Here is a 25787-nt window from a genome sequence, read left to right as displayed (position 1 = left end):
GCACCCTGAACAGGCTCAGTATGCCGTGAGAACCGACACTGTGGAGCGCCCGGCGCAAACTGCGCGCCGGGCACTGATCATCAGCTTGCCCAGCGCAGCGAGGGATTAACCCGGCCGCTCCAGTCGAAAATGGCCATGTTGTCCCACCCGTCTCCGGTACCGTTGATGTTGGCGGGGTCCCATCCGTTGCCCTTGATGGCGTACCAGGTCGGCTCCCAATAGAAGACGCCCACGGCGCCCGCGTTCCGGGCCGTGTTCTGCACCCAGGTGAACTGCTGCGCCTGCCCGGCCCACGACGCCGGGATGTTGTCACAGAGCACCGTGCCCGGGATCGAGTTCTTCTCGCTGTCGGCGTCGGCGGTGGTGAACTGGTAGGCCGTCTCGGCGATCACGACCGGCTTGCCGTAACGGGTGCGGACGTCGGTGATGACGTTGTAGAGGTTGGCCAGGGTGCCGTGCCACATGCAGTAATACGACAGCGCGGTGACGTCCCAGGTGACGCCCTGAGCTTTGATGCCGTCGTAGAACCAGCGGGCGTTGGCCATGCTGTCGGCGTCGGCCGTGTGGATCCAGACCTGGGTGGCGCTGTTGCAGGCCTTCACCGCGTTGTAGCCCTGCTTGAGCAATGAGGCCAGCGGCGCGAAGTTGTTGGAGACCACCTGGCCGCGTGGCCACAGCATGCCGACGTTGATCTCGTTGCCGACCTGGACGCTGTCCGGGGTGGTGCCCTGCGCCTTGAGGGCGGTGCAGACGTCGTACGTGTAGTTGTAGACGTCGGACTGGAGCTGGGTGAGGCTGTGCGAGGCCCACGCCGCCGGCGGATATTGCTTGCCGGGGTCGGCCCAGGTGTCCGAATAGTGGAAGTCGATCAGCAGCTTGAGGCCCTTGGCCTTGATCGACTTGGCCTGCTGGAGGACCTTGGCCTTGTTGTTGTAGCCGCTGGCCGGGTTGTTCCAGATGCGCAGGCGGGCGTAGTTGGCGCCGGCCGACTTCAGGATGTCGTACGGATCGGCGGCGGCGCCGGCCGAGTTGTAGTACTTGCCGCCGAGGTCGAGCGTGCGCTGCAGCGACGACACATCGGCGCCCAGCATGGTGAGGGTGTTGGCGGCCTGGGCCGGTGCGGGGGTGAGCGTTGCGATGATCGCCAGGACGGCGGCGATCACCACAGCGCGCGGGGACGGTTTCATCTATCGCTCCTTCACGACGAAGGGGGACGGGCCGGCGCCCTGGAAGGGACGCCGGATCGGTGCCGTGGAGCGGTGGGCGGGGGAGCGCCCGGTGGAGCCGAAATAACTGGAAAAGTCAGAAAAGTCGGGCGGGCGAAGGGGGCGGCGCCGAGGCGAGCGTCAGGCTGGCCGTCGGGGCGATTGCCAGGCTGGCCGCCGGCTGTGGTCAGGCTGGCCGGCTGTGGTCAGGCTGGCCGTCGGCGGTGGAAGGCCGGTGATGAGGCGCGGATGACCAGGGTGGTCAGGCGGGTGATGAGGCGCGGATGACCAGGGTGGTCAGGCGGGTGATGAGGCGCGGATGACCAGGGTGGTCGGCACGGTGATGGACAGGGGAGTGCGGCCGGCGATGACGTCGGTGAGCAGTCGGACCATTTCGTCGGCCACGCGGTCCAAGGGGTGGCGGACCGTGGTGAGCGGGGGCTCGGTGGTGGCGGCCAGGCCCGAGTCGTCGAAGCCGACCACGCGGACGTCGCCGGGGACGTCGCGGCCGGCCTCGCGCAGGACGCGCAGGGCGCCGTCGGCCATGGCGTCGGAGGCGGCGAAGACGGCGTCCAGGTCCGGGGCCAGTGACAGCAGTTGGCGCATGGCGGCGGCGCCGCTCTCGCGGCTCCAGTCGCCGTGGGCGATGCGTGCCGGCTCGATCGTCACGCCGTGGCTGATCAGGGCGTCGTGATAGCCCTGGAGGCGGTCGACGCCGCCGGCCGTGTCCTGCGGGCCGGTGATCGTGGCGATGCGGGTGCGGCCGGCCGCGATCAGGTGCTCGACCGCGGAGCGGCCGCCGTTGCGGTCGTCGGCCATCACCGAGCTGATCACCTGTTCGTAGCCGAGGACCCGGCCGCAGGCCACGATCGGCACCTCGGCCCGGACCAGCTGGCTCAGCAGCGGATCGCCCGAGTGCGGGGAGACCAGCAGGACGCCGTCGACGTGGCCGCCGGACAGATAGGCGATCGTGCGGGCGCGTTCCTCCGGGGTCGAGGCGATCATGAGGATCAGGGTGAGCTCGCGGTCGGACAGCGCCTGGGCGACCCCGCGCAGCAGCACCGAGAAATTCGGGTCGTCGAAGAGCAGGTGCTGCGGCTCGGTGAGCAGGAAGGCGATCGAGCCCGATTTGCCGGTGGCCAGCGAGCGGGCGTGCGGGTTGGCCGTATATCCGGTGCGGGCGATCGCGTCGCGCACCGCCTGGGCCGCGTCGGGGCTGACCCAGTCGCGGCCGTTGAGCACGCGGGAGACGGTGGCGTAGGAGACCCCGGCCTCGCGAGCGACGTCGCGAATGGTGGGCCGTTTGCGGGTCGGCACGTTGGGGATCATAGCTACGCCTTGACCGCGCCCGCGCCGAGGTCGACGCGCCAGTAGCGTTGAAGGCCCAGGAAGAGCGCCACGAGCGGCACCACCGACAGCAGCGCGCCGGTGACCACCGACGTGTACATGGCGGGCTGGGTCGCACCCTGGTTGAGCAGGCCGCTCAGGCCCACGGTGACCGGGAAGAGCTTGTCGTCGCCGAGCATGATGAAGGGCAGCATGTAGTTGTTCCAGATGGCCACGAACTGGAAGAGGAAGACGGTCACCAGCCCGGCCCGCATCATCGGCAGCACCACCCGGACGAAGGACCGCCAGTCGCCGGCGCCGTCCATCCGGGCGGCTTCGAGGACTTCGTCGGGCACGGTGGCGGCGGCGAAGATCCGGCACAGATAGATGCCGTACGGGGAAATCATGCTGGGCAGGAGCACGGACCAGTAGGTGTTCGTCATGCCGACCTTGGCCAGCAGCAGGTATTGCGGTACGGCCAGGATGACCGCCGGCACCAGCACCCCGGCCAGGACCAGGTTGAAGACGAGCGCCTTGCCGCGGAAGTCGTACTTGGCCAGGGCGAAGCCGGCCATCGCCGAGACCAGCGTGGAGGCGGCCGCGCCGACGCCGGCGAACAGCGCCGAGTTGGCCATCCAGCGCCAGTAGAGGCCGTCGCGGTAGCTGCTGAGGAACTCGATGTTGTCGAACAGGTGGGTGCTCGGCATGAACGTGAACGTGTTGAACAGCTCGCTCGCGCTCTTGGTCGAGGCGACCAGGACCCAAAGGACCGGCATCAGGCAGTACGCCGCGCCGAGCAGCAGCAGGATGGTGGCGGTCGGGCTCGTACGGCGATTGCGCTGCACCCGGGGCGCGGCGCCGGCCTCGGTCTTGACGGGGGCCACGGGGACGGTGGTGACAGCCATGGTCAGCTCTCCTGACTGAAGGCGCGCGAGCCGACGAGCTTGAGAAAGCCGTAGGAGATCACGAACGTGGCGAGCGCGATGATCACCGAGGTGGCCGCCGCGGCGTAGATGTCGTTGCGCACGAAGGCGTCCCGGTAGACCTTCATCAGCGGGGTCCAGGTGGTCGAGATGGTGTTGCTCAGCGGGCGCAGCGTCATCGGCTCGGCGAAGACCTGCAACGTGGCGATGAGCGAGAACAGCGTGGTCATCACCAGCGACGGCCCGATGATCGGGATCTTGATGCGCAGGGCGATCGCGATGTCGCTGGCCCCGTCGATGCGGGCCGCCTCGAACAGCTCGGTCGGGATGGAGCGCAGCGCGGTGTAGAGCACGATCATGTTGAAGCCGGTGCCGCCCCAGATCGCGATGTTGGCCACCGAGTACAGCACCCACGAGGAGCTCAGCGCGTCGGGCGCGGTGATGCCGACCTTGTCGAGCACGTCGACGATCGGGCTCACCCGCGGCAGGTAGAGGAAGCCCCACAGCAGCGAGGCGATGACGGCCGGAACCGCGTACGGCAGGAAGATCGCCGTCCGGGCGAAGGTGCCCACGCGCGTCCGGCCGGCGTCGAGCAGCAGCGCCATGACCAGGGCCAGGCCGAGCATGCAGGGAACGACGATCAGGCCGTACGCCCCCACGCGCAGCACGCTCGGCAGGAACTCCGGGTCGGTCAGGGAACGCGTGTAGTTCTCCAGACCGGCCCAGATCTCGGTGCGCGAGCCGGCGCCCAGGCCGAGACCGCTCACCTTGACACGGCGGAGGCTCAGATAGCCCGCGTACAGGATCGGCGCCGCGAGGAAGAGGCCGAAGAGGACCAACGCGGGGGTGAGGAAGAGATAAGGCGCGCCAGATTTGCGGTTCATTGCCACTCCTTGGACAAGCCGGGGCCCCGGGGAGCCCCGGCGTCTCACTGACCGGCGACCTTGAAACCGGTGTTCTTGAGGTCGTCCACGGTGGCCTGCTGCATCGTGGTCAGCGCGCCGGCGAACCCGGCGGCCTTCTTGGACTCGGCCGCCTTGCCGAACGCGTCGTTGTAGGACGAGTAGGCGACGTTGACGTTCGGCCCGTACGTGAACGGCTTGGTGATCTTGCTGGCTTCGGCCGCCACCGCGTAGAAGTCGGGCTGGTTGCTGAAGAACGCCGGCGGCTCGGTCAGCGCGGCGCTCGAGTCGACGCTGGCCGGGTAGACGTTGGCCGTGCCGGCCAGCAGCTTGATCGCGGCCGGGTCGCTGTTGAGCCACTTGACGAATTCGGCCGCCTGGGCCTTGTGCTTGCTCTGGGAGGTGACGCTGGTGGCCGAGCCGCCCCAGTTGCCGGTGGCGGGCGAGGCCGGGTCCCACTGCGGGAGCTGGGCGACCTTCCACTTGCCCTTGGTCGAGGCGGCGTTGCCTTCGAGCACGCCCGGGCCCCAGACCGCGGACAGCCAGCCGACCTGGCTGCCGTCGTTGAGGGCGGCGTTCCACTCGGGCGTGTACATCGGCTTGTTGTCGATGACGCCCTCCTGCACGAGGCCACCCCAGTAGTTCGCGACCTTCGTCGTGGTGGCGTCGTTGATGGCCACGCTCCAGGAGTCGCCGTTCACGCCCCACCAGCTGGCCCCGGCCTGCTGGGAGAGGCCGGCGAACCAGCCCGGGTCGTTCGAGGAGAACGTGCCGAGGAACTGCTTGCCGTTCGCCTTGTGGATCGTGCGCGCCGCGGCGGCGTACTCCTCCCAGGTCGTGGGGGTTTTGATCTTCAGCTTGTCGAAGACGTCGGCGCGGTAATAGAACATCATCGGGCCGGAGTCCTGGGGGACGCCGTAGAGGGCCTCGGAGCCGAGGGTGACGCTGGTCCAGGCGCCCTCGGGGAACTTGCTCTTGAGGTCGCCGGCCTCCTTGGAGATGTCGGCCAGGGCGTCGGCCGAGACCAGGGTGGGGATCTTCTGGTATTCGGCCTGCATGACGTCGGGGGCGCCGCTGCCGGCCTTGATGGCGGTGAGCAGCTTGGCCACGGCCGGGTCGCCACCGTCCTGCTTGTTGACGGTGACCTGGATGTTCGGGTGCGTCGAGTTCCAGCCCTCGACGACCTTGTCCATGTTCGGGGCCCAGCTCCAGTAGGTGAGCGAGACCTTCTCGTCCTTTTGCGCGGGCTCGTCGTCGCCGGAACTGCACGCGCTGGTCATCAGAAGCGCCGCGGCCAATGCCCCGGCGAGCAGGTGTGTCTTCTTCACGGGGGTCCTCCTCGAATGGGACGCGCATCACTGCGCTGGCCCTGTGACCGGTTACAGTGCTGCTCCGTTGCGCGGATGTCAAGGGCTTGATTCCATCCCGTTAATCCGAGGTATCGTGCGTGCTCACCCGGCTGTGACCGGTTACAGAACTGAGGAGTCGCCGTGCTGTTCGTCGCACACCAGCCCTGGTCATCGCCTCTGCGGCGGCCGCGGATGAGCAACTCGGTGGACCGGCGGCCGGGAGTGTCGCTGACCAGCCGCTCCTTGCTGCGGGACGGCGTGCCGGTGATCCCGGTGTCGGGGGAGTTGCACTACAGCCGGGTGCCCCGGTCACGCTGGGCGTCACGGCTGCGGCAGATGCGGGCGGGTGGGGTCACGGTCGTTGCCTCGTACGTCTTCTGGTTGCACCACGCGCCCACCTCGCGCACCGCGTCGTTCTCCGGCAATTTGGACGTCGCGGCATTTGTCGCGGAATGTCGGGCGGCGGGACTTGACGTCGTGCTGCGGATCGGGCCGTGGGTACACGGGGAGAGCCGCAATGGGGGTCTACCGGACTGGGTGCAGGCGGCGCCGGTGCGGCATCGGACCGACGACCCCGCATATCTGGCGCTCGTGCGGGACTGGTTCGCTCAGCTCGGCGCCGAGGTGGGTGCCGCCGAGCTGCTCGGCATCCAGATCGAGAACGAGCTCTACGACCAGCCCGGGCACCTGGTCACGCTGAAGAAGCTGGCCCGCGACGCCGGGATGTCGGCGCCGCTCTGGACGGCGACCGCGTGGGGTGGCGCCGATCTGCCGGCGGAAGAGGTGCTGCCGCTCTACGGCGGCTACGGCGACGGCTTCTGGGTGGACGCGGACGCGCCCTGGGACCCGACGTTCCGCGACCACTACTTCTTCTCGCACGTCTGGGACGACCCGGGCATCGGCGCCGACCTGCGCCGTCCCGACCTGGGTGCGGCCCGGCCCCGTACACCCTCGCCCTGGTTTCCGCCCGCGACATGCGAGCTCGGCGGAGGCATGGCCACGGCCTATCACCGGCGCCCCCGCCCGTCGGCCCTGGACATCGCGGCCGTGGCCCATTGCAAGATCGGCAACGGTTCGGCCTGGCAGGGCTATTACATGTACGCCGGCGGCACGAACCCGTTCGCGGGAGCGCAGGAGTCACACGCGACCGGCTATCCCAACGACATGCCGTCGCTCGGCTACGACTTCCACGCCCCGATCGGCGAGGCCGGCCTGCTGTCCGCGTCGTCGGCCGAGCTGCGCCACCAGCACGCGTTCCTGGCCGCGTTCGGCGCGTCGCTGGCCGACATGCCGTCCACCCTGCCCGCGATCCGCCCGTCCGGCGTCGAGGACTCGACGACGATGCGCTTCGCGCTGCGCAGCGACGGCACGTCGGGCTTCCTGTTCCTGGCCTGGCACCAGCCGCACCTCCCGCTGCCGGCCTACCGCGACGCCCAGTTCCAGGTCGACTCGCTGGTGCTGCCGGCCTCCCCGGTGGACATCCCGCCCGGCACCCTGGCCCGCTGGCCGCTGCGCCACGGCCCTCTCGACTGGGCGACGGCGTCGGCCCTGACCGTCCTGCCGGGCGACACTCCGACGCTGGTGCTGCAGGAGACCGCGGGCGTGCCCTTCTCGTACTCGGCCGGCGGCGTCGTCGCCACGGCGACACCGTCCCTGTCGCCGATCCACTTGGGCACCCTCGACCTGCTCGTGCTGCCGGCCGCCCTGGCCGCGTCGGTGTGGGTGAACGGCGACCGCCTGCTGCTGTCGGACGACGAGCTCCGCTGGGGCCCCGACGGCCGGGTCGAGGCGCTGACCACGGCCGCCCAGCCCTCGGTGCGCGTCTACGACCCGGCCGCCGCCGGCTTCACCGCCCTCCCGCTGCGTCATTCCGGGGGCGCTTCGATCACAAGTTCCTTGACCCTTTCGGCCGTACGCGCCCCGTCCAGCACCGTGCCCGTCGCCTACGAGAAGTTCGACGGCCGCCAGTCGGCCCCGGCGGCGGAGATCTTCGACGAGCTGGCCGCGGTGTACCGCCTGGAGATCCCGCCGGGCGCCGACTGGTTCCTGCGCATCGCGTGGTCGGGCGACGTGGCCCAGCTCCGTGTGGACGGCCGGGTGGCCACCGACCGCTTCTGGGACGGCTCCGCGTGGCTGGCCAACCTGGAGGACCTGGGCTGGCACCCGGGCGCCACCCTGACCTTGCACATCCTGCCTTTGGCCGCCGGCTCAACCGTGTCGTTGCCGCCGGACGCGCGAGACCGCCTCGTGGCCGCCGAGACCCAACTGCTGTCCATCGACGAGGTGACCCTTTTCAGCCGTTCTGTCTGGCACGAGTAACCCATTGGTGGGCTTGATTTACTTGTCCTGAGCTGGAAACTTGCAGATCATGCAAGCTACTATGCAGGATGTGCAAGCGCGATCGCAGTTGCTGCCGTTGCTCCGCTCGCCGCTGCTCGGTGAGCTGCTGGCGTGGATCTATCTGCACCCGGAGGAGAGCTACTCGGTCTCCGACCTGGCTCAACGGTTGCAAGCGTCGCAGTCCACCGTCAGCCGGGAGGCCGACCGCCTCACCGAAGCCGGCCTCGTCCGGCAGGAGCGCAGGGGCAACCTGCGCCTCCTGCGCGCGGACACCGACAATTTACTCGCCAGGTCACTGACCGAGCTGCTCGCGTTGACCTACGGCCCGGTGGCGGTGCTGGCCGACTTGCTCTCACCGCTCACCGGCGTCGACGCGGCCTACATCTACGGATCGTGGGCGGCGCGCCACGCCGGCCGGCCCGGCCCGCCTCCGCGCGACGTGGACGTGCTCGTGGTTGGCGACGTCGACGACGACGACCTCGCCGACGCGGCCCGGGCCGCCGAGGGCCGTCTCGGTCGTGAGGTCAACGTCCATCGTGTCTCGGCGACGAACTGGCAGTCGGCGACCGACGATCCATTCCTGACCTCGGTGCGCTCCCATCCGCTCTATCCCCTCATCGAGGAAGGGCGGCCGGCGTGAGATGGGACCAGGGCCGTCCGGCCATCGAAGGTATGCTCGCGCGAGGCGAGCTCGAGCGGGTGCCCGCGAGCCGAGATCATGCCGACGCTCTTCTGACGCAGTCGCGCCGCCACCTGGCTTCCGCGACCGCCATCACGGCGACCGACCCGGCCGGCGCCTACCAACTTCTGTATGACGCCGCGCGGAAGGCACTGGCCGCGGTCCTGGAGAACCAGGGCATGCGGGCCACCAGCAAAGGCGGTCACATAGCGGTCCGCGACGCGGTCTCCTCCCAGCTCGACCCGCCGCTGGGCGCGGTGCTCCGTCCGTTCGACCGTCTCCGCCGCCGCCGCAACCAGGTCGAATATCCGTCCTTGGACGTGCCCGTCGTGCGCTCGGACGAGGTCGAGCGCGACATACCGAAGGTCGAGGAGATCATCGACGTCGCCGAGAAGGTCCTCGACCAGATGAATCAGTTCTGAGATCACACCGTCCCTGTTGCCGGCGGCGGTGATTGCCGTCGCCGGCCCTGAACCTCAACGCGAGTTTCGACTCGGCGGTCAGGCCACCTTGAGCTGGATGCCGGCGGGCCACCCGCTCGTCGCTGTCCCAGGTGCGGTCGATCGCGCGGGCCTTGGCCTTGACGTCACGCCAGGTGGTGGGCTTCGTCATCACTGCTCCTCGTGCTTGGCGCTGGCTTTGAGTACTGCTGGGCCGGCGGGGGTGGGGCAGGGTGGGGGCATGGCGAAAGACGGTGATGAGCGGGTTCGGCTCGAGGACTATGACCCTGCCTGGGTGGGGCTGTTCGAGAAAGAAGTTGCGGCCCTTGTCGAAGTGCTGGGGGAGCACGTGGTGGGAGGGTTGCACCACGTCGGCAGCACGGCGGTTCCGGGGCTGAAGGCCAAACCCGTCATCGACATCATGGTGGGAGTGCGGGATCTCGAATCCAGCCGGGGCTGCATCGAGATGGTGGCGGGGCTGGACTATCTGTATGCGCCGTATCGGACGGATGTCATGCACTGGTTCTGCAAGCCGGACCCGCGGCGGCGGACTCATCATCTGCATCTTGTGCCGGTGGGGTCGGAGCGGTTTCGGGATGTGCTGGCGTTTCGGGACTATCTGCGGAGCGGGCCGGAGGTGGCTCGGCGCTATGAGGAACTCAAAGTGGAGCTTGCCGCCCGGTTCGCGGACGACCGGGACGCGTACACCGAAGGCAAGAGCGCCCTGGTCGCCGAGATGACGGCTGAGGCCCGGGCTGTGGCGATCAAGCGATCCGGCGCACGCGATTGATGGTCAGGCCGTTCTCGTCGAGGAGCCCGCCCATGATCTCGGCGAAGTGGACCAGGTGGGGCGTCGACAGGTGGGCGTCGAGGTGGCCGGCCGACTCCCAGTTCTCGTAGAAGAAGAAGGCCGCCGGATCCTCCGTACTCTGATGAAGGTCGTAGTTGACGTAGCCCGGCTCCTGGCTGGTCGGCTCGATGAGGGCCTCGAGGGCGGCCCGGAGCTCGGCCTCCTTGCCCGGTGCGGCCCTCATGTAGGCGATCACGGTGAGCAGGTCGCGACGGTCGTCGGTCGGTGTGGTCATAGTTGCCTCCCGCTGTCTTAGATTGAGGCTATGACTGAATCCTCCCGGCGCGAAGTGGCCGCCGCGATGGCCGAGGCGGCGGTGTCGTGGCTGGACCGGCTCGACGCCGCGCAGCGGGAGACCGCGGTCGCGTCGATGGCCGGGCAGGAGCGGGTGCGCTGGTTCTACACGCCGACCGACCACGGCGGGCTCACCCTGCACGAGCAGCGTCCGGCCCAGCAGCGGGCGGCGATGCGGCTGGTCGCCTCCGGGCTGTCCCGGGCCGGCTACGTCACGGTGGCCACGATCATCGGCCTGGAGAACGTCCTCGACCACACCGAGGGCTTCACGGCCCGCTTCGACCGTGAGCGCGGCCGGGATCCTGGTCTGTACTACCTGCGGGTCTTCGGGGAACCGTCCGGTTCGGGGGTCTGGGGGTGGCGGTTCGGCGGGCACCACGTGTCGCTGAACAACCTGGTCGTCGACGGGGAGCTGGTCTCGGCCACGCCCTGCTTCATGGGCGCCGACCCGGCGACGTCGCCGCTGCTCGGCGGGGCGGTCAACCGGCCCCTCGGCCGCGTCGAAGACCTCGCCCGGGAACTCGCGGTGTCGCTGGGCGACCGTGCCCTGCTGTCACCGAAGGCGCCCTCCGATCTGGTGACCGGTAACCGCAGCACGATCGCCGAGGGTGACCGGGTGATCCCGCTGGCCGGCATCTGGCGTTCCGACTTCGCCGATCCGGCCGAGTGGGCGAAGCTGCGGGCGGCCAGCGACGCCATCGACGACGCGGCCGGATACGGGGACCGGGACCACGAGGCGCTGGAGTACACGGCGAAGCCCAAAGGCGTCGCCGGCGCCGATCTGTCGGCGGGGCAGCGTGACCTGCTCGAGAAACTGGTCGGGACCTACTTTGAGCGTGTGCCGGTCCCCACGGCGTACAACCTCGAAGAATTGCACTTCGCCTGGGCCGGCTCGACGGCGCCGGGCGCACCGCACTATTACCGTGTGCAGGGGCCGCGCCTGCTGATCGAGTGGGACAACACGCAGCGCGACGCCAACCACGCCCACTCCGTGTGGCGCGACCCGTCGAACGACTTCGGCCTCGACGTGCTGGCCGCCCACCGGCGGAGCCACCATTGAACCCGTTCGAGCCCGGCCCGTCGGACTGGACCGGGCCACCCGTCGACGACGGCATGGTCCGGCGCGCGGAGCAGACGCTCGGCCGTCGCCTGCCGTCCGCCTACGTCGACGTGCTGCGCCTGCGCAACGGCGGCGTTCTGGCGAAGAACTGCTACCCCACAGATTTCCGTACGTCCTGGGCCGCCGACCATTTCCAGATGGACGTGCTGCTGGGAATCGGCTACCCCGAGGGCGCCGACACCCAGTCGGCATACCTCATCGAGGAGTGGGGCTACCCGCCCATCGGCGTCGTGATCGGCGTGACCGCCGCGGCCGGCCCCGACACGGTCATGCTCGACTACAGCACCCCGGGCGAGCCCGCGGTCGCCTACATCGGCGAGGACCGCGTCCCGCACCGCGTGGCGGAGACGTTCGCCGAGTTCATGGCCGGCTTCGTCGACGAGGAACAGTTCGAGGACGACTAGATCGGGCGGTGCTCGACGAGGCCGACGAGGTTGCCCTCGGTGTCACGGACGAAGGCGTGGACCTCCTCGGTGCCGGCCGGTCCGAGCAGGTCGTCGTGGTGGGTGAAGATGACGTGCGGCTCGGTCTCGATCGGGGTGCCGGCGGCGCGCAGGCGCTCGACGGTGGCGGCGACATCGTCGACCAGGAAGTAGTGCAGTGCCGAGGGGGCGCCGCGGTCGAGCAGCAGGCGCTGCCCTTCCAGGTCGAAGAAGACCAGCCCGGGCGGGTCGAAGGTGGCGGTGGGCGGCGCGCCGAGCAGGCCGGCGTAGAAGGCGGTCGCGCGCGGCAGGTCGTCGGCGTGCTGAGCGATCTGGACTGCTCTCATCGGAGCACCTTACGGCCCGGTCAGCGGCTGCCGCCGCGGAAGATGCGCAGGAAGAACAAGAAGACGTTCAGGATGTCCAGGAAGATGGCGGCGGCCATCAGTGGGGCGGCCTGGACGTCCGAGGAGCGGCGCAGGCGCTGGAAGTCGACCATGATGAAGCCGGCGAAGATGACCAGGCCGAGGATCGAGTAGATCAGCGAGCCGTACGGGATGTTGATGAAGATCAGCACGATGCCGAAGACGATGAGGGCGAGCAGGGCCCAGAAGCAGATGCGGGCCAGGGCGCTCAGGTCGCGGCGGGTGGCGTAGCCGGCGGCGCCGAAACCGGCCACGAACAACGCCGTGGCCGCTCCGGCCTGCCAGACGGCCTGGGGGTCGGTGGTCGCGTAGTAGACGATCGTGGGGGCCACCGCCACGCCCATGAGCAGGCCGAACGCGGCCAGCAGGGCGACCGTGGCCTGTCGCGACCTCCGCACGCTGAACTGCATGGCGATCAGGGCGGCGAACGCGCCCAGCCACGCGATGAAGGCGCCCAGGCCGGCCAGGTTGCGTCCCAGGTAGGCGCCGAGGGCGAAAAGCGCGGTGGTGGCGGCGACGTAGCCCATCGTCTGGGCGAACAGGGTTCGGCCGGATGCGGCGGTCACGGCCGGACGGTAGGCGTAGGTCTCATCCATGCCACCACTGTGAACCGGCTCGATCGCGCGGAAACCCTTCGCCGGGGATGAGGTCCGCGCTGTGATTGACTAGCCACCATGGCTGTGACCACGAGGCCGCGTAACCGCAAGCAGCTCATCGTGGAGGCGGCGGGGCAGGTCTTCAGCGAGCGGGGCTACCACGCGGCGTCCATGGAGGAGATCGCGGCGGGAGTCGGCATCAGTGCCGCGGCGCTATATCGGCATTTTCCCAACAAGTACGCCTTGTTCGCCGAGTGTGCCGACGTCATGGCCGACCGGCTGACCGCGGCCGTCGACGAGGCGCCCGAGGGAGCGAGCCTGACCGAGGTGCTGACGGCGCTGATCCGGGTCACGGTGGCGCACCGGGGCTCGGGTGGGCTGTACCGGTGGGAGGCCCGCTATCTGGAGCGGGAGGACCGGCGGAAGCTCGGGGTGAAGTTCGGGCACGTGGTCGACCGGATGACCGAGGTCGTGGGACGCGAGTTCCCGCTGCCCGACCCGCGGCTGCGGGCGGTGGCGGCGCTCGGGGCGATCGGGTCGATCACCATGCATCACACGTCGACCGCGCAGCGCCGCATGGAGGAGCTGCTGCTGGCGGCCGCGCTGCGGGTGGCCGCGACCGATCCGGAGGCCGGGCCGGGGAACACGGAAGCAGTGGAGTTGCCGGCGCCGCCGGTTCCGCGGACGAGGCGGGCGGAGATCCTGGTGGCGGCGGTTCCGCTGTTCGCCCGGGACGGGTTCGCCAACGTCACGAACGGGCAGATCGCGCAGGCGGTGGGGCTGGCCCCGTCGGCGATCTACCGGCACTATCCCGGCAAGGTCGACATCCTGGTGGCGGCCTGCCTGCAAGCCGCCGGCCTGCTGAGCCAGGCGGTCGACCGGAACCTCGACCACACGGCCGACCCGCGCACGAGCGTCGTCGCGCTGGTGCGGACCTATGTGGCGTACAGCTTCGAGCACAACGCGCTCAACAGCGTGGCCGAGGCGGAGATCCGGGGCCTGCCGGACGACCTGCGGCGGCCCCTGATCGCGGCCCAGCGCGAGCACATCGCGGTGTGGGAACAGCAGTTGCGGGCGGCCCGGCCCGAGCTCGACGCGCGCCAGGCCCGCCTGCTGGTGCACGCGGGCTTCGGCGTGGTGGTGGAGGCCGGGCGCGCCCTCCGCTGGGAGGACACACCCGGCCACCGGGACGCCGTCACCGCTCTCGCCACCGGGGCTTTGACCCTTTAGCCGGGCCGGTTTCCGGTCGGGATGGTGATCGGGGTGTACGTGGCTGAGGTGCCGTTGTTGAGGAACAGCATGGCCAGGCCGCGGACGAACCGGTCGAACATGGAGAAGCCGCTCGGGATGATGGGGGACAGGCCCTCGCGGAAGGCCACGTACGCCGGCCAGCCGACCTCGATCACCGCGCGCGAGGCGTAGTCGCGGGGCAGGCGCAGCCAGTCGCCGATGCGGTCGCTGAGCAGGTAGCGGGCGAACTCGCGCTGGAAGCCCCGGGTGACGCCCAGGTCGACCTGTGAGGTGAGGCCGAGCAGGATGTCGGCCAGGTTGATGCCCTCGGGGGTGGCGGCCAGGAGCGGGGTCAGCGCGTACGCCGACTGCTGCTCCGCCGCGGCCCATGTGGCCGGGATGAAGTCGTCCCGTACGCCCAGCAGATGCAGCGCCACCTGCCACTGGTGCAGGAAGGCGGCGTCCTCGGCGGCCGAGATCCGGATGCCCCAGCTCTTCATCTTGCCGCGGACGAACGTGCCCAGGCTGTGGAAGGTGATCAGGATGTCGCCGTTGCTGATCGGGATGAAGTCCTGGTCGTCGGTGACCGCCCGCCATTTCGCGGATTGGGGCAAGAGGTGCCGTACCGCCGCATGGGTCAATCTCGTCTTGTTCGACGTGGTGATGAAGTGGCCGCTCGGCTGGAAGGCGTCGACGGCGTTCAGGTCGTAACCGTAGGTGAAGGTCTTGGCCGCCCGCGCCTTCATGTCGGAGCCGCCCTCCGACCAGTAGACGTTGCGCGCCTCCCGCGGGATCACGGTGCTCATGATGCCGCTGCCGAGCCCGTAGAGCAGGAACAGATACATGCTGGCGCGCTGGTTGAACTGGGCCGCGCGGCTGAGTTTGGCCTGGTCGGCCCAGGACGGCAGGGTGTTGTGCTGCTGCAGCCACGTGGTCAGGTCGGCGGGCAGACTGGCCGGGATCGGGTCGCCGTTGCGGATGAAGGAATCGAAGGCGGTGTTGACGGCCGGGATCTGCCCGTTGCGTAAGAGCGAGGCGACCAGCGGGTCGGTGGCGTCGTCCCAAACGCCCCAGGGGTCACTCACCGTGTCGGTCGCGGCGATCGAGCCGGCCGACGACCAGGCCCACGCCGTGGACGGTGCGGCCGCCCCCGCCAGGCCCAGGGCGGCGCCGAGGGTCAGGACGCGTCTTCTGCTGAGATTCTGCATTCGCTTACCTCTTTCCAGCGAGGGCTCCACCACATGTCACGATCTTGCTTCGACGTTCATCGATGTGTGATTTCCCGTTAACATAGCGCCCTGCGGCGGGAGGGGCAAGGGTCAGCCGCCGAGCAGGGGAGGTCAGGGTGCTCAATATTTCGGGCCGATTTCCAGTTCCTTTCTTGACAACGTTGTCAGTCGCGGATGAAGCTGACGATCTTCGATTCTGTCTGCGTGCACAGTGGAGTCCGTATGAAGTCTGTTCTGCCTCGACGGTGGGTGGCCGTCGCCGGCGCTCTTCTACTACCGATAGGACTGGTCGGGCTTCCGTCCGCGGCGAACGCCGCGGTCAAGCCCGGCAATTTCGGCTCTTCGTTCGAAACGGGCGACCAGCAGCCCGCGGCCAGCACCGCCGAGGTCGGCGCGGACGGGAAGCCCGTGCAGGGCAACCTGAGCGGCTCGATCCGGTCCGGGCTCCCCGGCAGCGTTCTCGGCCAGGTCACCGCGGTGACCGCCAGCGGCGAGAACCCGCCGAACGAGACCGCGGTCAAGCTCAAGGACGGCGACTCGTCGACCAAGTGGCTGGTCTTCGCCCGGACCGGCTGGGTCGTCTATCAGCTGTCGGCGCCGGTCGCCGTCGCGAAGTACTCGCTGACCTCGGGCGGCGACGCGCCAGGGCGCGACCCCAAGGACTTCGTCCTGCAGGGCTCGGCCAACGGCTCGGACTGGACCGACGTCGACAAGCGGACCGGCCAGACCTTCGGCGGCCGCTACGCGACGAACACGTACTCGTTCACCAACACCACGCCGTACGCCTTCTACCGGCTGAATGTCACCGCGAACTCCGGTGACTCGATCGTGCAGCTGGCCGACTGGGACATCAGCGACGGCTCCAACGTGCTGCCGCCGGCCACCCCGATGGTCAGCGTCGTCGCCGACGGGCCGACCCGGGGCGCCAACATGCTGCCGAAGGCCGGGTTCACCGGTGTCGCGTCGATGCGGTACGCCGGCGGGGCCCAGGAGGACGGACGGTCGTACGCCACCAACAAGCTCTTCGACGTGAACATCCCCGTCGGGCCCAAGTCGCGGCTGAGCTACAAGATCTTCCCCGAGCTCACCGGGGAGAACCTGCAGTACCCGTCGACCTACGCGGCGCTGGACCTGCACTTCACCGACGGCACCTATCTGAGCAAGCGCTCGCCGGTCGACCAGCACGGCAACGCGCTGACCGCGGCCGGGCAGGGCGCGGCCAAGGCGCTGTTCACCGACGAGTGGAACGCGGTGCAGTCGGACATCGGCGCCGTCGCCAACGGCAAGACGATCGACCGGATCCTGCTCTCGTACGACAACCCCGGCGCCACCGCCGCGACCCGGTTCCAGGGCTGGATCGACGACGTCACCGTCACCGGCACGCCGGCCGCGATCGACGGCTCGACCCTCACCAACTACGTCGACACGCGCCGCGGCACCAACGCCACCGGCTCGTTCTCGCGCGGCAACAACCTGCCGATCGCGGCGGTGCCGAACGGCTTCAACTTCCTGACGCCGGTCACCAACGCCACTTCCAATTCCTGGGAGTACGACTACCAGCGCGCCAACAACGCGGCCAACCTCCCGCTGTTGCAGGGCCTGGCCATCTCGCACGAGCCCAGCCCCTGGATGGGCGACCGCAACCAGATGTCGATCATGCCGGTGCTCGCCGGTGGCAACACGACCGGGCAGCCGAGCACGCGGGCCGTCCCGTTCAGCCACGACGACGAGATCGCCCGGCCCGACTTCTACAGCGTCAAGCTCCAGAACGGGCTGACCGCCCGGATGGCGCCGACCGACCACGCCGCGATCATGGACTTCACCTTCCCGGCCGGTCAGACCTCGGGCGCGCTGGTGTTCCACAACGGCAACTTCACCTTCGCGGCCGACGGCACCTTCACCGGCTGGGTCGAGAACGGCAGCGGGCTCTCGGCCGGCCGCACCCGCATGTTCGTCAGCGGCGCCTTCGACCGTGTGCCGATCGGCACGGCGGCCGCGTCCGCCTCGTTCGACCTCGCGGCCGGCTCGCGGGTGACCGTGCGCTTCGCGACGTCGTTCCTCTCGGTCGACCAGGCCCGCAAGAACGTGGACCTGGAGGCCACCGGCAAGAGCTTCGACCAGATCAAGGCCGCGGCCACCGCCGCCTGGCAGGACCGCCTCGACCGGATCTCGGTCAAGGGCGCGACCGAGACGCAGCTGGTCAGCCTCTACTCGAACCTGTACCGGCTGAACCTCTACCCGAACTCGCAGTCGGAGAACACCGGCACCGCCACCGCGCCGCACTGGCAGTACGCGAGCCCGGTGTCGGCCGCGACCGGCACGTCGACCGCGACCACGACCGGCGCCAAGATCGTGGACGGCCAGATCTACGTCAACAACGGGTTCTGGGACACGTACCGCACGGTGTGGCCGGCGTACACGCTGCTCTACCCGGAGATCGCCGGGAAGATCGCCGACGGCTTCGTGCAGCAGTACCGTGACGGCGGCTGGGTCGCCCGGTGGTCGTCGCCCGGCTACGCCGACCTGATGACCGGCACGTCGGCGAACGTGGCGCTCGCCGAGGCGTACGTCAATTATGTGAAGCTCCCGGATCCGCTCGCCGCCTACGACTCGGCCGTGAAGGACGCGACCGTGGCCTCCGGGCGGAGCGCGGTCGGCCGCAAGGGCATCGAGACCTCGCTGTTCCTCGGCTACACGCCGACCACGACCGGCGAGTCGGTGTCCTGGGCCCTCGAGGGCTACATCAACGACTACGGCATCGGCAACATGGCGTACGACCTCTCGCGTGACCCGGCCACCCCGAAGGCGCGACGGGCGCAGCTGGCCGAGGAGTCGGCGTACTTCCTCAACCGGGCCCGCAACTACGTCAACATGTTCGACCCGAAGTCGAAGTTCTTCCAGGGACGCAGCGCCAACGGCACGTTCAACGACAGCGACCCGCTCGACTGGGGTGACGCCTACACCGAGACCAACGGCTGGAACTTCGCCTTCACCGCCCCGCAGGACGGTCAGGGCCTGGCCAACCTGTACGGGGGCCGGGACGCTCTGGAGAAGAAGCTCGACGAGTTCTTCGCCACGCCGGAGAAGGCCGACCACCCGGGCGGCTACGGCGGCATCATCCACGAGATGCTCGAGGCGCGCGCGGTCCGCATGGGCCAGCTCGGCATGAGCAACCAGCCCTCACACCACATTCCCTACATGTACGACTACGTGGGCGCCCCGGCCAAGACGCAGTCCCTGGTCCGCGAGATCCTGCGCCGCCTCTACGTCGGCAGCGAGATCGGGCAGGGCTACCTGGGCGACGAGGACAACGGCGAGATGTCGTCGTGGTACATCCTGAGCTCGCTGGGCCTCTACCCGCTGCAGGTCGGCTCGTCCGGCTGGGCGTTCGGCTCGCCGCAGTTCAGCCAGATGACGGTGCACCGGCCGGGCGGCGACCTCACGGTCAAGGCCAACAACAACAGCGTCAAGAACGTGTACGTCCAGAGCCTCAAGGTGGACGGCCGGGCCTACAGCTCGACCACCGTCGACTCGTCGATCTTCCGGACGGGCAGCACGATCGAGTTCACGATGGGCCCGAACCCGTCGAAGTGGGGCTCCGCGGCCAAGGACGCGCCGCCGTCGCTGACCGAGGGCACCGAGACGCCGAAGCCGTTGCAGGACACCACCGGCCCCGGCCTCGGCACCACCAACGCGGCCCAGCTGTTCGACGACTCGTCGGGCACGCAGCTGACGTTCGACTCGGCGACGCCGACGGTCACCTGGTCCTACCGGGGTGGCAAGCAGACGCCGACCTACTACACCCTCACCTCGGGTGCGGTGGCCGGTGACCCCACGGACTGGAAGCTGCAGGGATCCAAGGACGGGATCACCTGGACCACTGTGGACTCCCGTAAGGGCGAGGTCTTCCCGTGGCGTAACCAGACCCGGCCGTTCGCGATCGCCAAGCCGGGCAGCTTCTCGCAGTTCCGCGTGGTCGTCAGCAAGTCGTCGTCGGAGAAGGTGAGTCTCGCCGAGGTCGAGCTGCTCGCGGGCGGCGACGTCGAGCTCGGCGGTGGCGCGGTCACGGTGGACGGCGTCAGCACGGTGCCGGCGACCTCGGGCGCGACGGTGTCGGTGCCGCTGGCCACGGTCACGGGCGGCACGGCGAGCGGCTACAAGGCGACGATCGACTGGGGTGACGGCACGCCGGTCACCGACGGCACGACGGCACTGAGCTCGCGGGCCGTCTACAGCGTGAGCGGGTCGCACACCTATGCCGAGCCGGGTTACTACCAGGCTTCGGTCACGGTGACCGACGGGGTCAGCCAGGGCTCGGCCACGGTCGGTGTCGACGTGGCGTACGCCCCGGCCGGTGGTCTGGTCCGGGCGTTCGACACGGTCTGCATCGGCGAGGACGGGGTCCGGGCGGCCAACTGCGACGCCAAGAACTGGGCGTACTCCTCCCAGGCTCTCGCGGCGGCCGGCGTGACCAAGGGCAAGCCGGTGACCGTGCCCGGGACGGCACTGCACTTCACGCTGCCGGCGACGGCGGCCGGGCAGCCCGACAACGCCATCGGCAACGGCAGGACGATCACGCTCAACCTGCCCGCCGACGCCAAGAGCATCTCGTTCATCGGCTCCGGCACCCAGGGCAACCAGAGCGCGACCGGTGTTGCTCGATTCTCCGACGGCACCACGGCGTCCCTTCCGATCCAAATGAGTGACTGGACCCTCGGGGGCAACCCCAACGGCACTCCGTCGTACGGGAATGTGGTCGTGGCCAAGTCGGCGTACCGCCTGCTGGGCACGAGCCGGGACAACGCGCAGCCGTTCCTGTTCGCGACCGCCCCGTACCAGATCCCGGCGGGCAAGACCCTCGTCTCGGTGACCCTCCCGACGCAGACCGGCGACCCCGGCTCGGCGGGACGGATCCACGTGTTCGCGGTGGCCGACGACGGCACGCCGCCGCCGGCGCTCGAGCTGACGGCCCCGGCGAACCAGACGGCCACCGCCGGTCAGTCGCTGGCGGCCCAGCTCGGCACCACGACGGGCACGAACGCCCGCGTCCAGTGGGGCGACGGGACGGCGCCCTCGGACGCCACGGTCACGGCCGGGGCGATCAGCGGTGCGCACACGTACGCCCAGGCCGGCACCTACACGGTGCACGTCACGGCGTGGGACGCGCTGTCGAGCAAGAGCGTCTCCTTCACCGTGACGGTGGCGTCCTCCTTGAAGGCGACGGCCACCACGGTCACACCGGCCGCCAAGGCCGCGGCTCCGGCCGTGACCCCGGAGGCGTCCCTGTCGGTCACGTCGGGCCCGCGCGGCACGGCGATCACCGTCGACGGCACGGGCTTCGTCCCGAACGAGACCGTCACCGGCACCTTCGGCGACGGCCTCACGACGACCACGCTGAAGGCCAACGCCGACGGTGTGGTCTCCGGCGAGACCGTCAGCGTTCCCGGAGCGGCCACGCCCGGCGCCACCGGGATCACCCTGACCGGCGCCGAGTCGTCGGCCAAGGTCGAGGTGCCCTTCACCGTCACCAACTGAGTTGATCGGGTAGCGGTTCGGCGACAGCCGGACCGCTACCCTGGTGATCACTTGGCGCCAGCCCCTACGGTCATCGACAACGACCGATGGGAGATCGCGCCATGACGCCGAACCGATCGTGGACCGTCGCCGCTCTCGTGACCGTTTCTCTGGCCGCCGCCTGCTCCAGCGACGGCGGCGGTGAGGGCGGCGACGCCTCGGGATATCCCGACCAGAACATCACCTTCGTCGTGCCGTTCAGCGCCGGCGGCCCGACCGACACCGTCACCCGGATGATCGCCGAACCGATGGCCGCGGCCCTCGGCGGCAAGATCGTCGTGCAGAACGTCGAGGGCGCCGGCGGCACGGTCGCCGCCGGGCAGGTGGCCCGGGCCGAGCCCGACGGCTACACCGTTCTCATGCACCACATCGGCATGTCGACCGCGCCCGCCCTCTACAAGAACCTGGGCTACAAGCCGCTCGACGACTTCGCCACGGTCGGGCTCGTCACCGAGGTGCCGATGACCGTGGTCGCCCGCAAGGACTTCCCGCCGGCCACGCTGGCCGAGCTGGTGACGTACGTGAAGGCCAACGCCTCCAAGGTGACACTGGCCAACGCCGGCCGGGGCGCCGCCTCGCACCTGTGCGGCCTGCTCTTCCAGTCGGCGGCCGGGGTCAAACTCCAGGAGGTTCCCTATCAGGGCACCGGCCCGGCGCTGACCGATCTGGTGGGCGGCCAGGTCGACTTCATGTGCGACCAGACCACGAACACCACCGGCCAGATCTCGGCCGACAAGGTCAAGGCGTACGCCGTGACTACCCCCGAGCGGGTCAAGAGCCTGCCCAACCTGCCCACCACGGCCGAGGCCGGCATGCCCCAGCTCGAGGTCAGCGTCTGGCACGGACTGTACGTCCCGGCCGGCACCCCGCCCGAGGTGGTGCGGAAGCTGACCGGCGCGCTGCAGAAGGCGCTGGCCGATCAGGCGGTCGTCGACCAGATGGCCAAGCTCGGCACCGCCCCGGTCTCCGCGGCCGACGCGACACCCGAAGCACACCGCGCCCAACTCGAGGAACAGCTCACGACCTGGTCGAAGGTCATCGCCGACGCCGGCGTCCAGGCCTCGTAGATGCGGTCCTTTCCGGACGTGCTGGCCGGGGGGATCTTCACCCTGATCGGCGGCGCGTTCATCGTGGGGTCCCTCGGTTACGACCGGGGGACCGCGCTGCAGATGGGACCCGGCTACTTCCCGCTGCTGGCCGGCGCCATCGTGACCGTCCTGGGCCTGGCCATCGTGGTCAAGGGTCTCGTCGCCGGTTCCCCGGAACCGTTCGGGGCGGTGCCGTGGCGGGCGGTCGCCTTCATCGTGGTGGCCATCGTGTTCTTCGGCGTCTTCGTCCGGCGCCTCGGATTCGTGCCCACGTCGGCGGTGACGGCCCTGCTCACGACGCTGGCCAGCAAGCACGTGCGCCTGCTGACGGCCGTGCTCGTGGCGGCCGGGCTGACCGCGGCGGCCACTCTCATCTTCGTGGCCGGGCTCCAACTCCGTACCCCCTTGTGGGGTTTTTGATGGATCTTCTCGACAACCTGGTCCTCGGCTTCTCCACCGCGCTGCTGGTCCAGAACGTCCTCTACTGCTTCGTGGGGGTGCTGCTCGGCACGGCGGTCGGCGTGCTGCCCGGCATCGGCCCGACCGCGACGGTGGCGATGCTGCTGCCGATCACCTTCGGCTTCGAGCCGGTGACCGCGCTGATCATGCTGGCCGGCATCTACTACGGGGCCCAGTACGGCGGCTCGACCACCGCCATCCTGATCAACCTGCCCGGCGAGTCGTCGGCCGCGGTCACCGCCCTCGACGGCCACGAGATGGCCCGCCAGGGCCGAGCCGGACCGGCCCTGGCCGTCGCGGCGATCGGGTCGTTCTTCGCCGGCACGGTGGCCACCGTCGCCCTGGCCGTGGCCGCGCCGCCGCTGGCCGCCGTGGCGCTGAAGTTCGGCCCGGCCGACTACTTCTCGCTGGTGCTGCTCGGCCTGATCATCTCGATCGCGCTGGCCCGCGGCTCGGCCCTGAAGGCCCTGGCCATGATCGCGCTCGGCGTCCTGCTGGGCACCGTTGGGCAGGACATCTACACCGGCACGCCCCGGTTCGTGCTCGACCAGCGCGAGCTCTACGGCGGCATCGACTTCGTCTCCGTCGCGGTGGGCATGTTCGGCATCGCCGAGATCCTGCGCAACCTGGAGGACGAGCGCGGCGGCTCGCCGATCGCGGCGGTCGGGAAGGTCTGGCCGACCCGCGAGGACCGCCGCCGCTCGCGCGGCCCGATCCTGCGCGGCACGGGCCTGGGCGCGGCGCTGGGAGTATTGCCCGGCGGCGGCCACGTGCTGGCCTCGTTCACCTCGTACGCGGTGGAGAAAAGGATCTCCCGCCGGCGCGACGAGTTCGGGCACGGGGCGATCGAGGGGGTGGCCGGCCCGGAGTCGGCCAACAACGCGGCCGCCCAGACATCGTTCATCCCGCTGCTCACCCTGGGCCTGCCCGCGCACCCGGTGATGGCGCTGATGGTCGGCGCGTTCATCGTGCACGGCATCACCCCCGGCCCGAACGTCATCAACGACGAGCCGGCCCTGTTCTGGGGCCTGATCGCCTCGATGTGGATCGGCAACGCGCTGCTGCTGGTGCTGAACCTGCCGCTCATCGGCGTCTGGGTACGGCTGCTGCGCATCCCGTACCAGGTGCTCTTCCCGATGATCGTGCTGTTCGCGGTGATCGGGACGTACTCGCTGAGCTTCAACCCGTTCGACGTGTACGCCATCGCCTTCTTCGGCGTCCTCGGCTACGTCCTGATCAAATGCGGCTGCGAGCCGGCCCCGCTGCTGCTCGGTTTCGTGCTGGGCCCGCTGCTGGAGGACAACCTGCGGCGGGCCCTGATCATCTCCCGCGGCGACCCGTCGGTCTTCCTGACCCGTCCCATCTCCGCGTCCCTGCTGGCCCTGACCGCGGCGGCCCTGATCATCGCGGCCCTCCCAGCGATCCGCCGCCGCCGCGAGGTGGTCTTCGTGGAGGATTCATGACCGCAGATAGCGCAGGACGGCCAGGACGCGCCGGTGGTCGGTGCGGGCCTGTGGCAGGTCGAGTTTGGTGAAGATGGCGGTGACGTGCTTCTCGACGCTGCGCTCGACCACGTGCAGGTGTTCGGCGATGGCCACATTGGAGCGGCCTTCGGCCAGAAGGGCCAGGATCTCGCGTTCGCGCTCGCTGAGACGGGCCAGCCCGGCGTCGACGGCCGGGGTGGCCAGCAGCTGGCGGACGACCTCGGGGTCGAGGGCGGTGCCGCCGTCGGCCACACGCCGCAGGGCGCCGATGAACTCGCGGGTGCTGACGATCCGGTCCTTGAGCAGATAGCCGACATGGCCGGCGTTCTCGGAGAGCAGGCGGCGCGCATAGCCGGTCTCGATCCATTGCGAGAAGACCAGGACCCCGATTGCGGGGTACGCCTCCCGGATCGTCAACGCCGCGCGAAGGCCCTCGTCAGTGTGCGTAGGTGGCATGCGCACGTCGACGACGGCGGCATCCGGCGGATCGGCGGCGACGGCTTGGAGAAGCGCCTCGGCATCGGCGACGGCGGCGGTCACCTCGATGTCGTGCTCGCCGAGCAGCAGCGCGATACCGTCCCGCAGCAGCGGATTGTCCTCGGCGATCACCACGCGCACGGTCAGCCTCCGATCATCATGGTCACGGTCGTCGGCCCGCCGGGCGGCGAGTCCACGGTCAGTTCCCCGTCGAGCGCCGCCGCCCGCCGAGCCAGCCCCGCGAGCCCGGTTCCGGTCCCGGTCTCTGTGGCTCCTCCGCGGCCGTTGTCGGTCACGGTCAGGCGCAGCCGGCGGCCCTCGGAACGCAGCTCGACGCGGGCCCGGGTGGCCCCCGAGTGCCGGGCCACGTTGGTCAGCAGCTCGGCCACCGCGAAGTACAGCCCCGACGCGGTCGCGTCCGGCGGGCGTTCCGGCAGCGACACGGTCACCTCGACGGGCACGGCGCTGCGCGAGGCCAGCGTGGTGAGAGCGACCTCCAAGCCGTCGTCCAGAGCCGGCGGATGCATGCCACGAACGATGTCGCGCAGTTCGGCCAGCGCGTCGGTGACCGCGTGACGGGCGTCCACCACCAGCGGGTCCTCGGTGCGGGCCTCGATCCGGGACAGGGTCAGGCCGAGCGCGACCAGCCGGGCCTGCGTGCCGTCGTGCAGGTCGCGCTCCACCCGGCGCAGCAGGGCGGCCGCGTCGGACTGCAGGGCCGCCCGGCCCGCCTCGAGGTCGGCGATGCGCTGCTGCGCGCGGCTGGGATGCAGCAGGCCTCGTACGAGAACGCCCTCGATCAGCACGATCAGCCGCAGCCACCAGGGTGTCACCAGCAGGATGGCCAAGCCCTGCACCGCGATCCACCACGTGCTGCCCCAGGAGTCGTTGTCGAAGAACCGCTGGGGGACGAGGAGCCACCACAGGGGATAGGTGAGGCCCACCGGAGCGAGAACGACACCGGCCAGCCCCGCGTAGGCACCCACGACCATGACGGGCCAGTGGGCCAGGCTGTAGCCGAGGGCCCGCCACGCCGTCGGATCGCTGGGCAGCGCCCGGATCCGGCCCCACCGGCTGCGGGCCGTCAGCGGGGGAGGGTTGCCCCACTCCCAGCCGAGCATCCGGCGGGCCGGCCACCGGAACCAGCGGGGCATGAGCCGGGCCGTGGCCAGCACACCGACCAGCAGCGGCAGGCCGACGGTCAGCACCGACGCCACGGAGGCGACGATGCCGACCAGGGCCAGGACGAACGGCAGCAGGCCCACGAACACGCCACTGACCACGTAGGCCAGCTCCCGCCAGGCCCGCCCGGTGGCCCAGGCCGTCAGCACTCTCCACAGGAGACGACCGAGCCCGGCGTCTCGCCGATCCGCCG

Annotated in this window: 22 protein-coding genes; 11 read left to right on the top strand and 11 right to left on the bottom strand. The window is 69.8% G+C overall.

Annotated features, from left to right (window positions below; genetic code table 11):
- Nucleotides 1–80: 80 nt before the first annotated feature.
- The 5 genes from ACFY36_RS08800 to ACFY36_RS08780 form a co-directional block, all read right to left on the bottom strand.
- Nucleotides 81–1187: a glycoside hydrolase family 53 protein gene (locus tag ACFY36_RS08800; RefSeq protein WP_499745326.1), complete on the bottom strand. Its 1107-nt coding sequence runs from the start codon at nt 1185–1187 to the stop codon at nt 81–83.
- A gap of 315 nt (nt 1188–1502) precedes the next feature.
- Entirely contained in the window at nt 1503–2522 is a 1020-nt protein-coding gene (locus ACFY36_RS08795; protein ID WP_499745325.1) for a LacI family DNA-binding transcriptional regulator, read from the bottom strand.
- Nucleotides 2523–2536: 14 nt separating this feature from the next.
- Nucleotides 2537–3436 carry a carbohydrate ABC transporter permease gene (locus tag ACFY36_RS08790; protein ID WP_499745324.1) on the bottom strand — a complete coding sequence of 300 codons (900 nt, stop codon included), beginning with the start codon at nt 3434–3436 and terminating at the stop codon, nt 2537–2539.
- A gap of 2 nt (nt 3437–3438) precedes the next feature.
- On the bottom strand, nt 3439–4338 hold the full coding sequence (locus tag ACFY36_RS08785) for a carbohydrate ABC transporter permease (RefSeq protein WP_499745323.1): 900 nt from the start codon (nt 4336–4338) through the stop codon (nt 3439–3441).
- 44 nt (nt 4339–4382) lie between these two features.
- Complete coding sequence (locus tag ACFY36_RS08780) at nt 4383–5684, bottom strand: ABC transporter substrate-binding protein (protein WP_499745322.1); 1302 nt, start codon at nt 5682–5684, stop codon at nt 4383–4385.
- Between the two features lie 162 nt (nt 5685–5846).
- On the opposite strand from ACFY36_RS08780, the gene ACFY36_RS08775 reads away from it, so the two are divergent.
- The 4 genes from ACFY36_RS08775 (at nt 5847) to ACFY36_RS08760 (ending at nt 9954) form a co-directional block, all read left to right on the top strand.
- A complete protein-coding gene (locus ACFY36_RS08775; protein ID WP_499745321.1) occupies nt 5847–8024 on the top strand; it encodes a beta-galactosidase in 2178 nt (725 codons plus the stop codon).
- A gap of 70 nt (nt 8025–8094) precedes the next feature.
- A complete protein-coding gene (locus ACFY36_RS08770; RefSeq protein ID WP_499745320.1) occupies nt 8095–8685 on the top strand; it encodes a winged helix-turn-helix domain-containing protein in 591 nt (196 codons plus the stop codon).
- A 32-nt stretch (nt 8686–8717) separates the two neighbouring features.
- Complete coding sequence (locus tag ACFY36_RS08765) at nt 8718–9146, top strand: hypothetical protein (protein ID WP_499745319.1); 429 nt, start codon at nt 8718–8720, stop codon at nt 9144–9146.
- Nucleotides 9147–9405: 259 nt separating this feature from the next.
- Nucleotides 9406–9954: a GrpB family protein gene (locus tag ACFY36_RS08760; RefSeq protein ID WP_499745318.1), complete on the top strand. Its 549-nt coding sequence runs from the start codon at nt 9406–9408 to the stop codon at nt 9952–9954.
- Here the strand turns inward: ACFY36_RS08760 and ACFY36_RS08755 are convergent.
- The gene (locus ACFY36_RS08755) at nt 9929–10249 is read right to left on the bottom strand and encodes a putative quinol monooxygenase (RefSeq protein ID WP_499745317.1); all 321 of its coding nucleotides are present in this window, start codon (nt 10247–10249) and stop codon (nt 9929–9931) included. The two genes, ACFY36_RS08760 and ACFY36_RS08755, sit on opposite strands and share 26 nt — an antisense overlap.
- A gap of 30 nt (nt 10250–10279) precedes the next feature.
- Here ACFY36_RS08755 and ACFY36_RS08750 point away from each other — a divergent pair, with 30 nt between their 5' ends.
- Nucleotides 10280–11368, top strand: a complete 1089-nt coding sequence (locus ACFY36_RS08750) for a DUF3500 domain-containing protein (protein ID WP_499745316.1) — start codon at nt 10280–10282, stop codon at nt 11366–11368.
- Nucleotides 11365–11832, top strand: coding sequence for an SMI1/KNR4 family protein (locus ACFY36_RS08745; protein WP_499745315.1), 468 nt, complete (start codon nt 11365–11367; stop codon nt 11830–11832). The genes ACFY36_RS08750 and ACFY36_RS08745 overlap by 4 nt, the downstream gene beginning before the upstream one ends.
- Here the strand turns inward: ACFY36_RS08745 and ACFY36_RS08740 are convergent.
- Both ACFY36_RS08740 and ACFY36_RS08735 read right to left on the bottom strand, forming a co-directional pair.
- Nucleotides 11829–12197, bottom strand: coding sequence for a VOC family protein (locus tag ACFY36_RS08740; protein ID WP_499745314.1), 369 nt, complete (start codon nt 12195–12197; stop codon nt 11829–11831). The genes ACFY36_RS08745 and ACFY36_RS08740 overlap by 4 nt on opposite strands.
- A 20-nt stretch (nt 12198–12217) precedes the next feature.
- The gene (locus ACFY36_RS08735) at nt 12218–12871 is read right to left on the bottom strand and encodes a Bax inhibitor-1/YccA family protein (protein ID WP_499745313.1); all 654 of its coding nucleotides are present in this window, start codon (nt 12869–12871) and stop codon (nt 12218–12220) included.
- 78 nt (nt 12872–12949) lie between these two features.
- Between ACFY36_RS08735 and ACFY36_RS08730 the strand changes: the two genes are divergently transcribed.
- Nucleotides 12950–14101 (top strand): TetR/AcrR family transcriptional regulator, encoded by a 1152-nt coding sequence (locus tag ACFY36_RS08730; RefSeq protein WP_499745312.1) that lies wholly within the window; start codon nt 12950–12952, stop codon nt 14099–14101.
- Here the strand turns inward: ACFY36_RS08730 and ACFY36_RS08725 are convergent.
- Nucleotides 14098–15309: an oxygenase MpaB family protein gene (locus ACFY36_RS08725; RefSeq protein WP_499745311.1), complete on the bottom strand. Its 1212-nt coding sequence runs from the start codon at nt 15307–15309 to the stop codon at nt 14098–14100. The genes ACFY36_RS08730 and ACFY36_RS08725 overlap by 4 nt on opposite strands.
- A gap of 243 nt (nt 15310–15552) precedes the next feature.
- On the opposite strand from ACFY36_RS08725, the gene ACFY36_RS08720 reads away from it, so the two are divergent.
- The 4 genes from ACFY36_RS08720 (at nt 15553) to ACFY36_RS08705 (ending at nt 23914) form a co-directional block, all read left to right on the top strand.
- Complete coding sequence (locus ACFY36_RS08720) at nt 15553–20865, top strand: GH92 family glycosyl hydrolase (RefSeq protein ID WP_499745310.1); 5313 nt, start codon at nt 15553–15555, stop codon at nt 20863–20865.
- Between the two features lie 101 nt (nt 20866–20966).
- Nucleotides 20967–21971, top strand: a complete 1005-nt coding sequence (locus ACFY36_RS08715; RefSeq protein WP_499745309.1) for a tripartite tricarboxylate transporter substrate-binding protein — start codon at nt 20967–20969, stop codon at nt 21969–21971.
- The gene (locus ACFY36_RS08710; protein ID WP_499745308.1) at nt 21972–22412 is read left to right on the top strand and encodes a tripartite tricarboxylate transporter TctB family protein; all 441 of its coding nucleotides are present in this window, start codon (nt 21972–21974) and stop codon (nt 22410–22412) included.
- Nucleotides 22412–23914, top strand: a complete 1503-nt coding sequence (locus tag ACFY36_RS08705; protein WP_499745307.1) for a tripartite tricarboxylate transporter permease — start codon at nt 22412–22414, stop codon at nt 23912–23914. Before ACFY36_RS08710 ends, ACFY36_RS08705 begins: the two co-directional genes overlap by 1 nt.
- Here the strand turns inward: ACFY36_RS08705 and ACFY36_RS08700 are convergent.
- The gene (locus ACFY36_RS08700; protein WP_499745306.1) at nt 23909–24553 is read right to left on the bottom strand and encodes a response regulator; all 645 of its coding nucleotides are present in this window, start codon (nt 24551–24553) and stop codon (nt 23909–23911) included. The two genes, ACFY36_RS08705 and ACFY36_RS08700, sit on opposite strands and share 6 nt — an antisense overlap.
- 2 nt (nt 24554–24555) lie before the next feature.
- Nucleotides 24556–25743: a sensor histidine kinase gene (locus tag ACFY36_RS08695; RefSeq protein WP_499745305.1), complete on the bottom strand. Its 1188-nt coding sequence runs from the start codon at nt 25741–25743 to the stop codon at nt 24556–24558.
- Nucleotides 25744–25787: the final 44 nt, after the last annotated feature.

Origin of the sequence: Actinoplanes sp. NPDC000266, from assembly GCF_042899005.1 — a bacterium.
Taxonomy (GTDB): domain Bacteria; phylum Actinomycetota; class Actinomycetes; order Mycobacteriales; family Micromonosporaceae; genus Actinoplanes.
This window is presented reverse-complemented; position numbering and strand designations above follow the sequence as displayed.

Excerpts from the sequence above, each read along its gene's own strand:
- ACFY36_RS08800 (WP_499745326.1), bottom strand. The coding sequence starts at position 1,187 with ATGAAACCGTCCCCGCGCGCTGTGGTGATCGCCGCCGTCCTGGCGATC.
- ACFY36_RS08790 (WP_499745324.1), bottom strand. The coding sequence starts at position 3,436 with ATGGCTGTCACCACCGTCCCCGTGGCCCCCGTCAAGACCGAGGCCGGC.
- ACFY36_RS08785 (WP_499745323.1), bottom strand. The coding sequence starts at position 4,338 with ATGAACCGCAAATCTGGCGCGCCTTATCTCTTCCTCACCCCCGCGTTG.
- ACFY36_RS08765 (WP_499745319.1), top strand. The coding sequence starts at position 8,718 with ATGCTCGCGCGAGGCGAGCTCGAGCGGGTGCCCGCGAGCCGAGATCAT.
- ACFY36_RS08760 (WP_499745318.1), top strand. The coding sequence starts at position 9,406 with ATGGCGAAAGACGGTGATGAGCGGGTTCGGCTCGAGGACTATGACCCT.
- ACFY36_RS08755 (WP_499745317.1), bottom strand. The coding sequence starts at position 10,249 with ATGACCACACCGACCGACGACCGTCGCGACCTGCTCACCGTGATCGCC.
- ACFY36_RS08750 (WP_499745316.1), top strand. The coding sequence starts at position 10,280 with ATGACTGAATCCTCCCGGCGCGAAGTGGCCGCCGCGATGGCCGAGGCG.
- ACFY36_RS08740 (WP_499745314.1), bottom strand. The coding sequence starts at position 12,197 with ATGAGAGCAGTCCAGATCGCTCAGCACGCCGACGACCTGCCGCGCGCG.
- ACFY36_RS08735 (WP_499745313.1), bottom strand. The coding sequence starts at position 12,871 with ATGGATGAGACCTACGCCTACCGTCCGGCCGTGACCGCCGCATCCGGC.
- ACFY36_RS08730 (WP_499745312.1), top strand. The coding sequence starts at position 12,950 with ATGGCTGTGACCACGAGGCCGCGTAACCGCAAGCAGCTCATCGTGGAG.
- ACFY36_RS08725 (WP_499745311.1), bottom strand. The coding sequence starts at position 15,309 with ATGCAGAATCTCAGCAGAAGACGCGTCCTGACCCTCGGCGCCGCCCTG.
- ACFY36_RS08720 (WP_499745310.1), top strand. The coding sequence starts at position 15,553 with ATGAAGTCTGTTCTGCCTCGACGGTGGGTGGCCGTCGCCGGCGCTCTT.
- ACFY36_RS08715 (WP_499745309.1), top strand. The coding sequence starts at position 20,967 with ATGACGCCGAACCGATCGTGGACCGTCGCCGCTCTCGTGACCGTTTCT.
- ACFY36_RS08710 (WP_499745308.1), top strand. The coding sequence starts at position 21,972 with ATGCGGTCCTTTCCGGACGTGCTGGCCGGGGGGATCTTCACCCTGATC.
- ACFY36_RS08705 (WP_499745307.1), top strand. The coding sequence starts at position 22,412 with ATGGATCTTCTCGACAACCTGGTCCTCGGCTTCTCCACCGCGCTGCTG.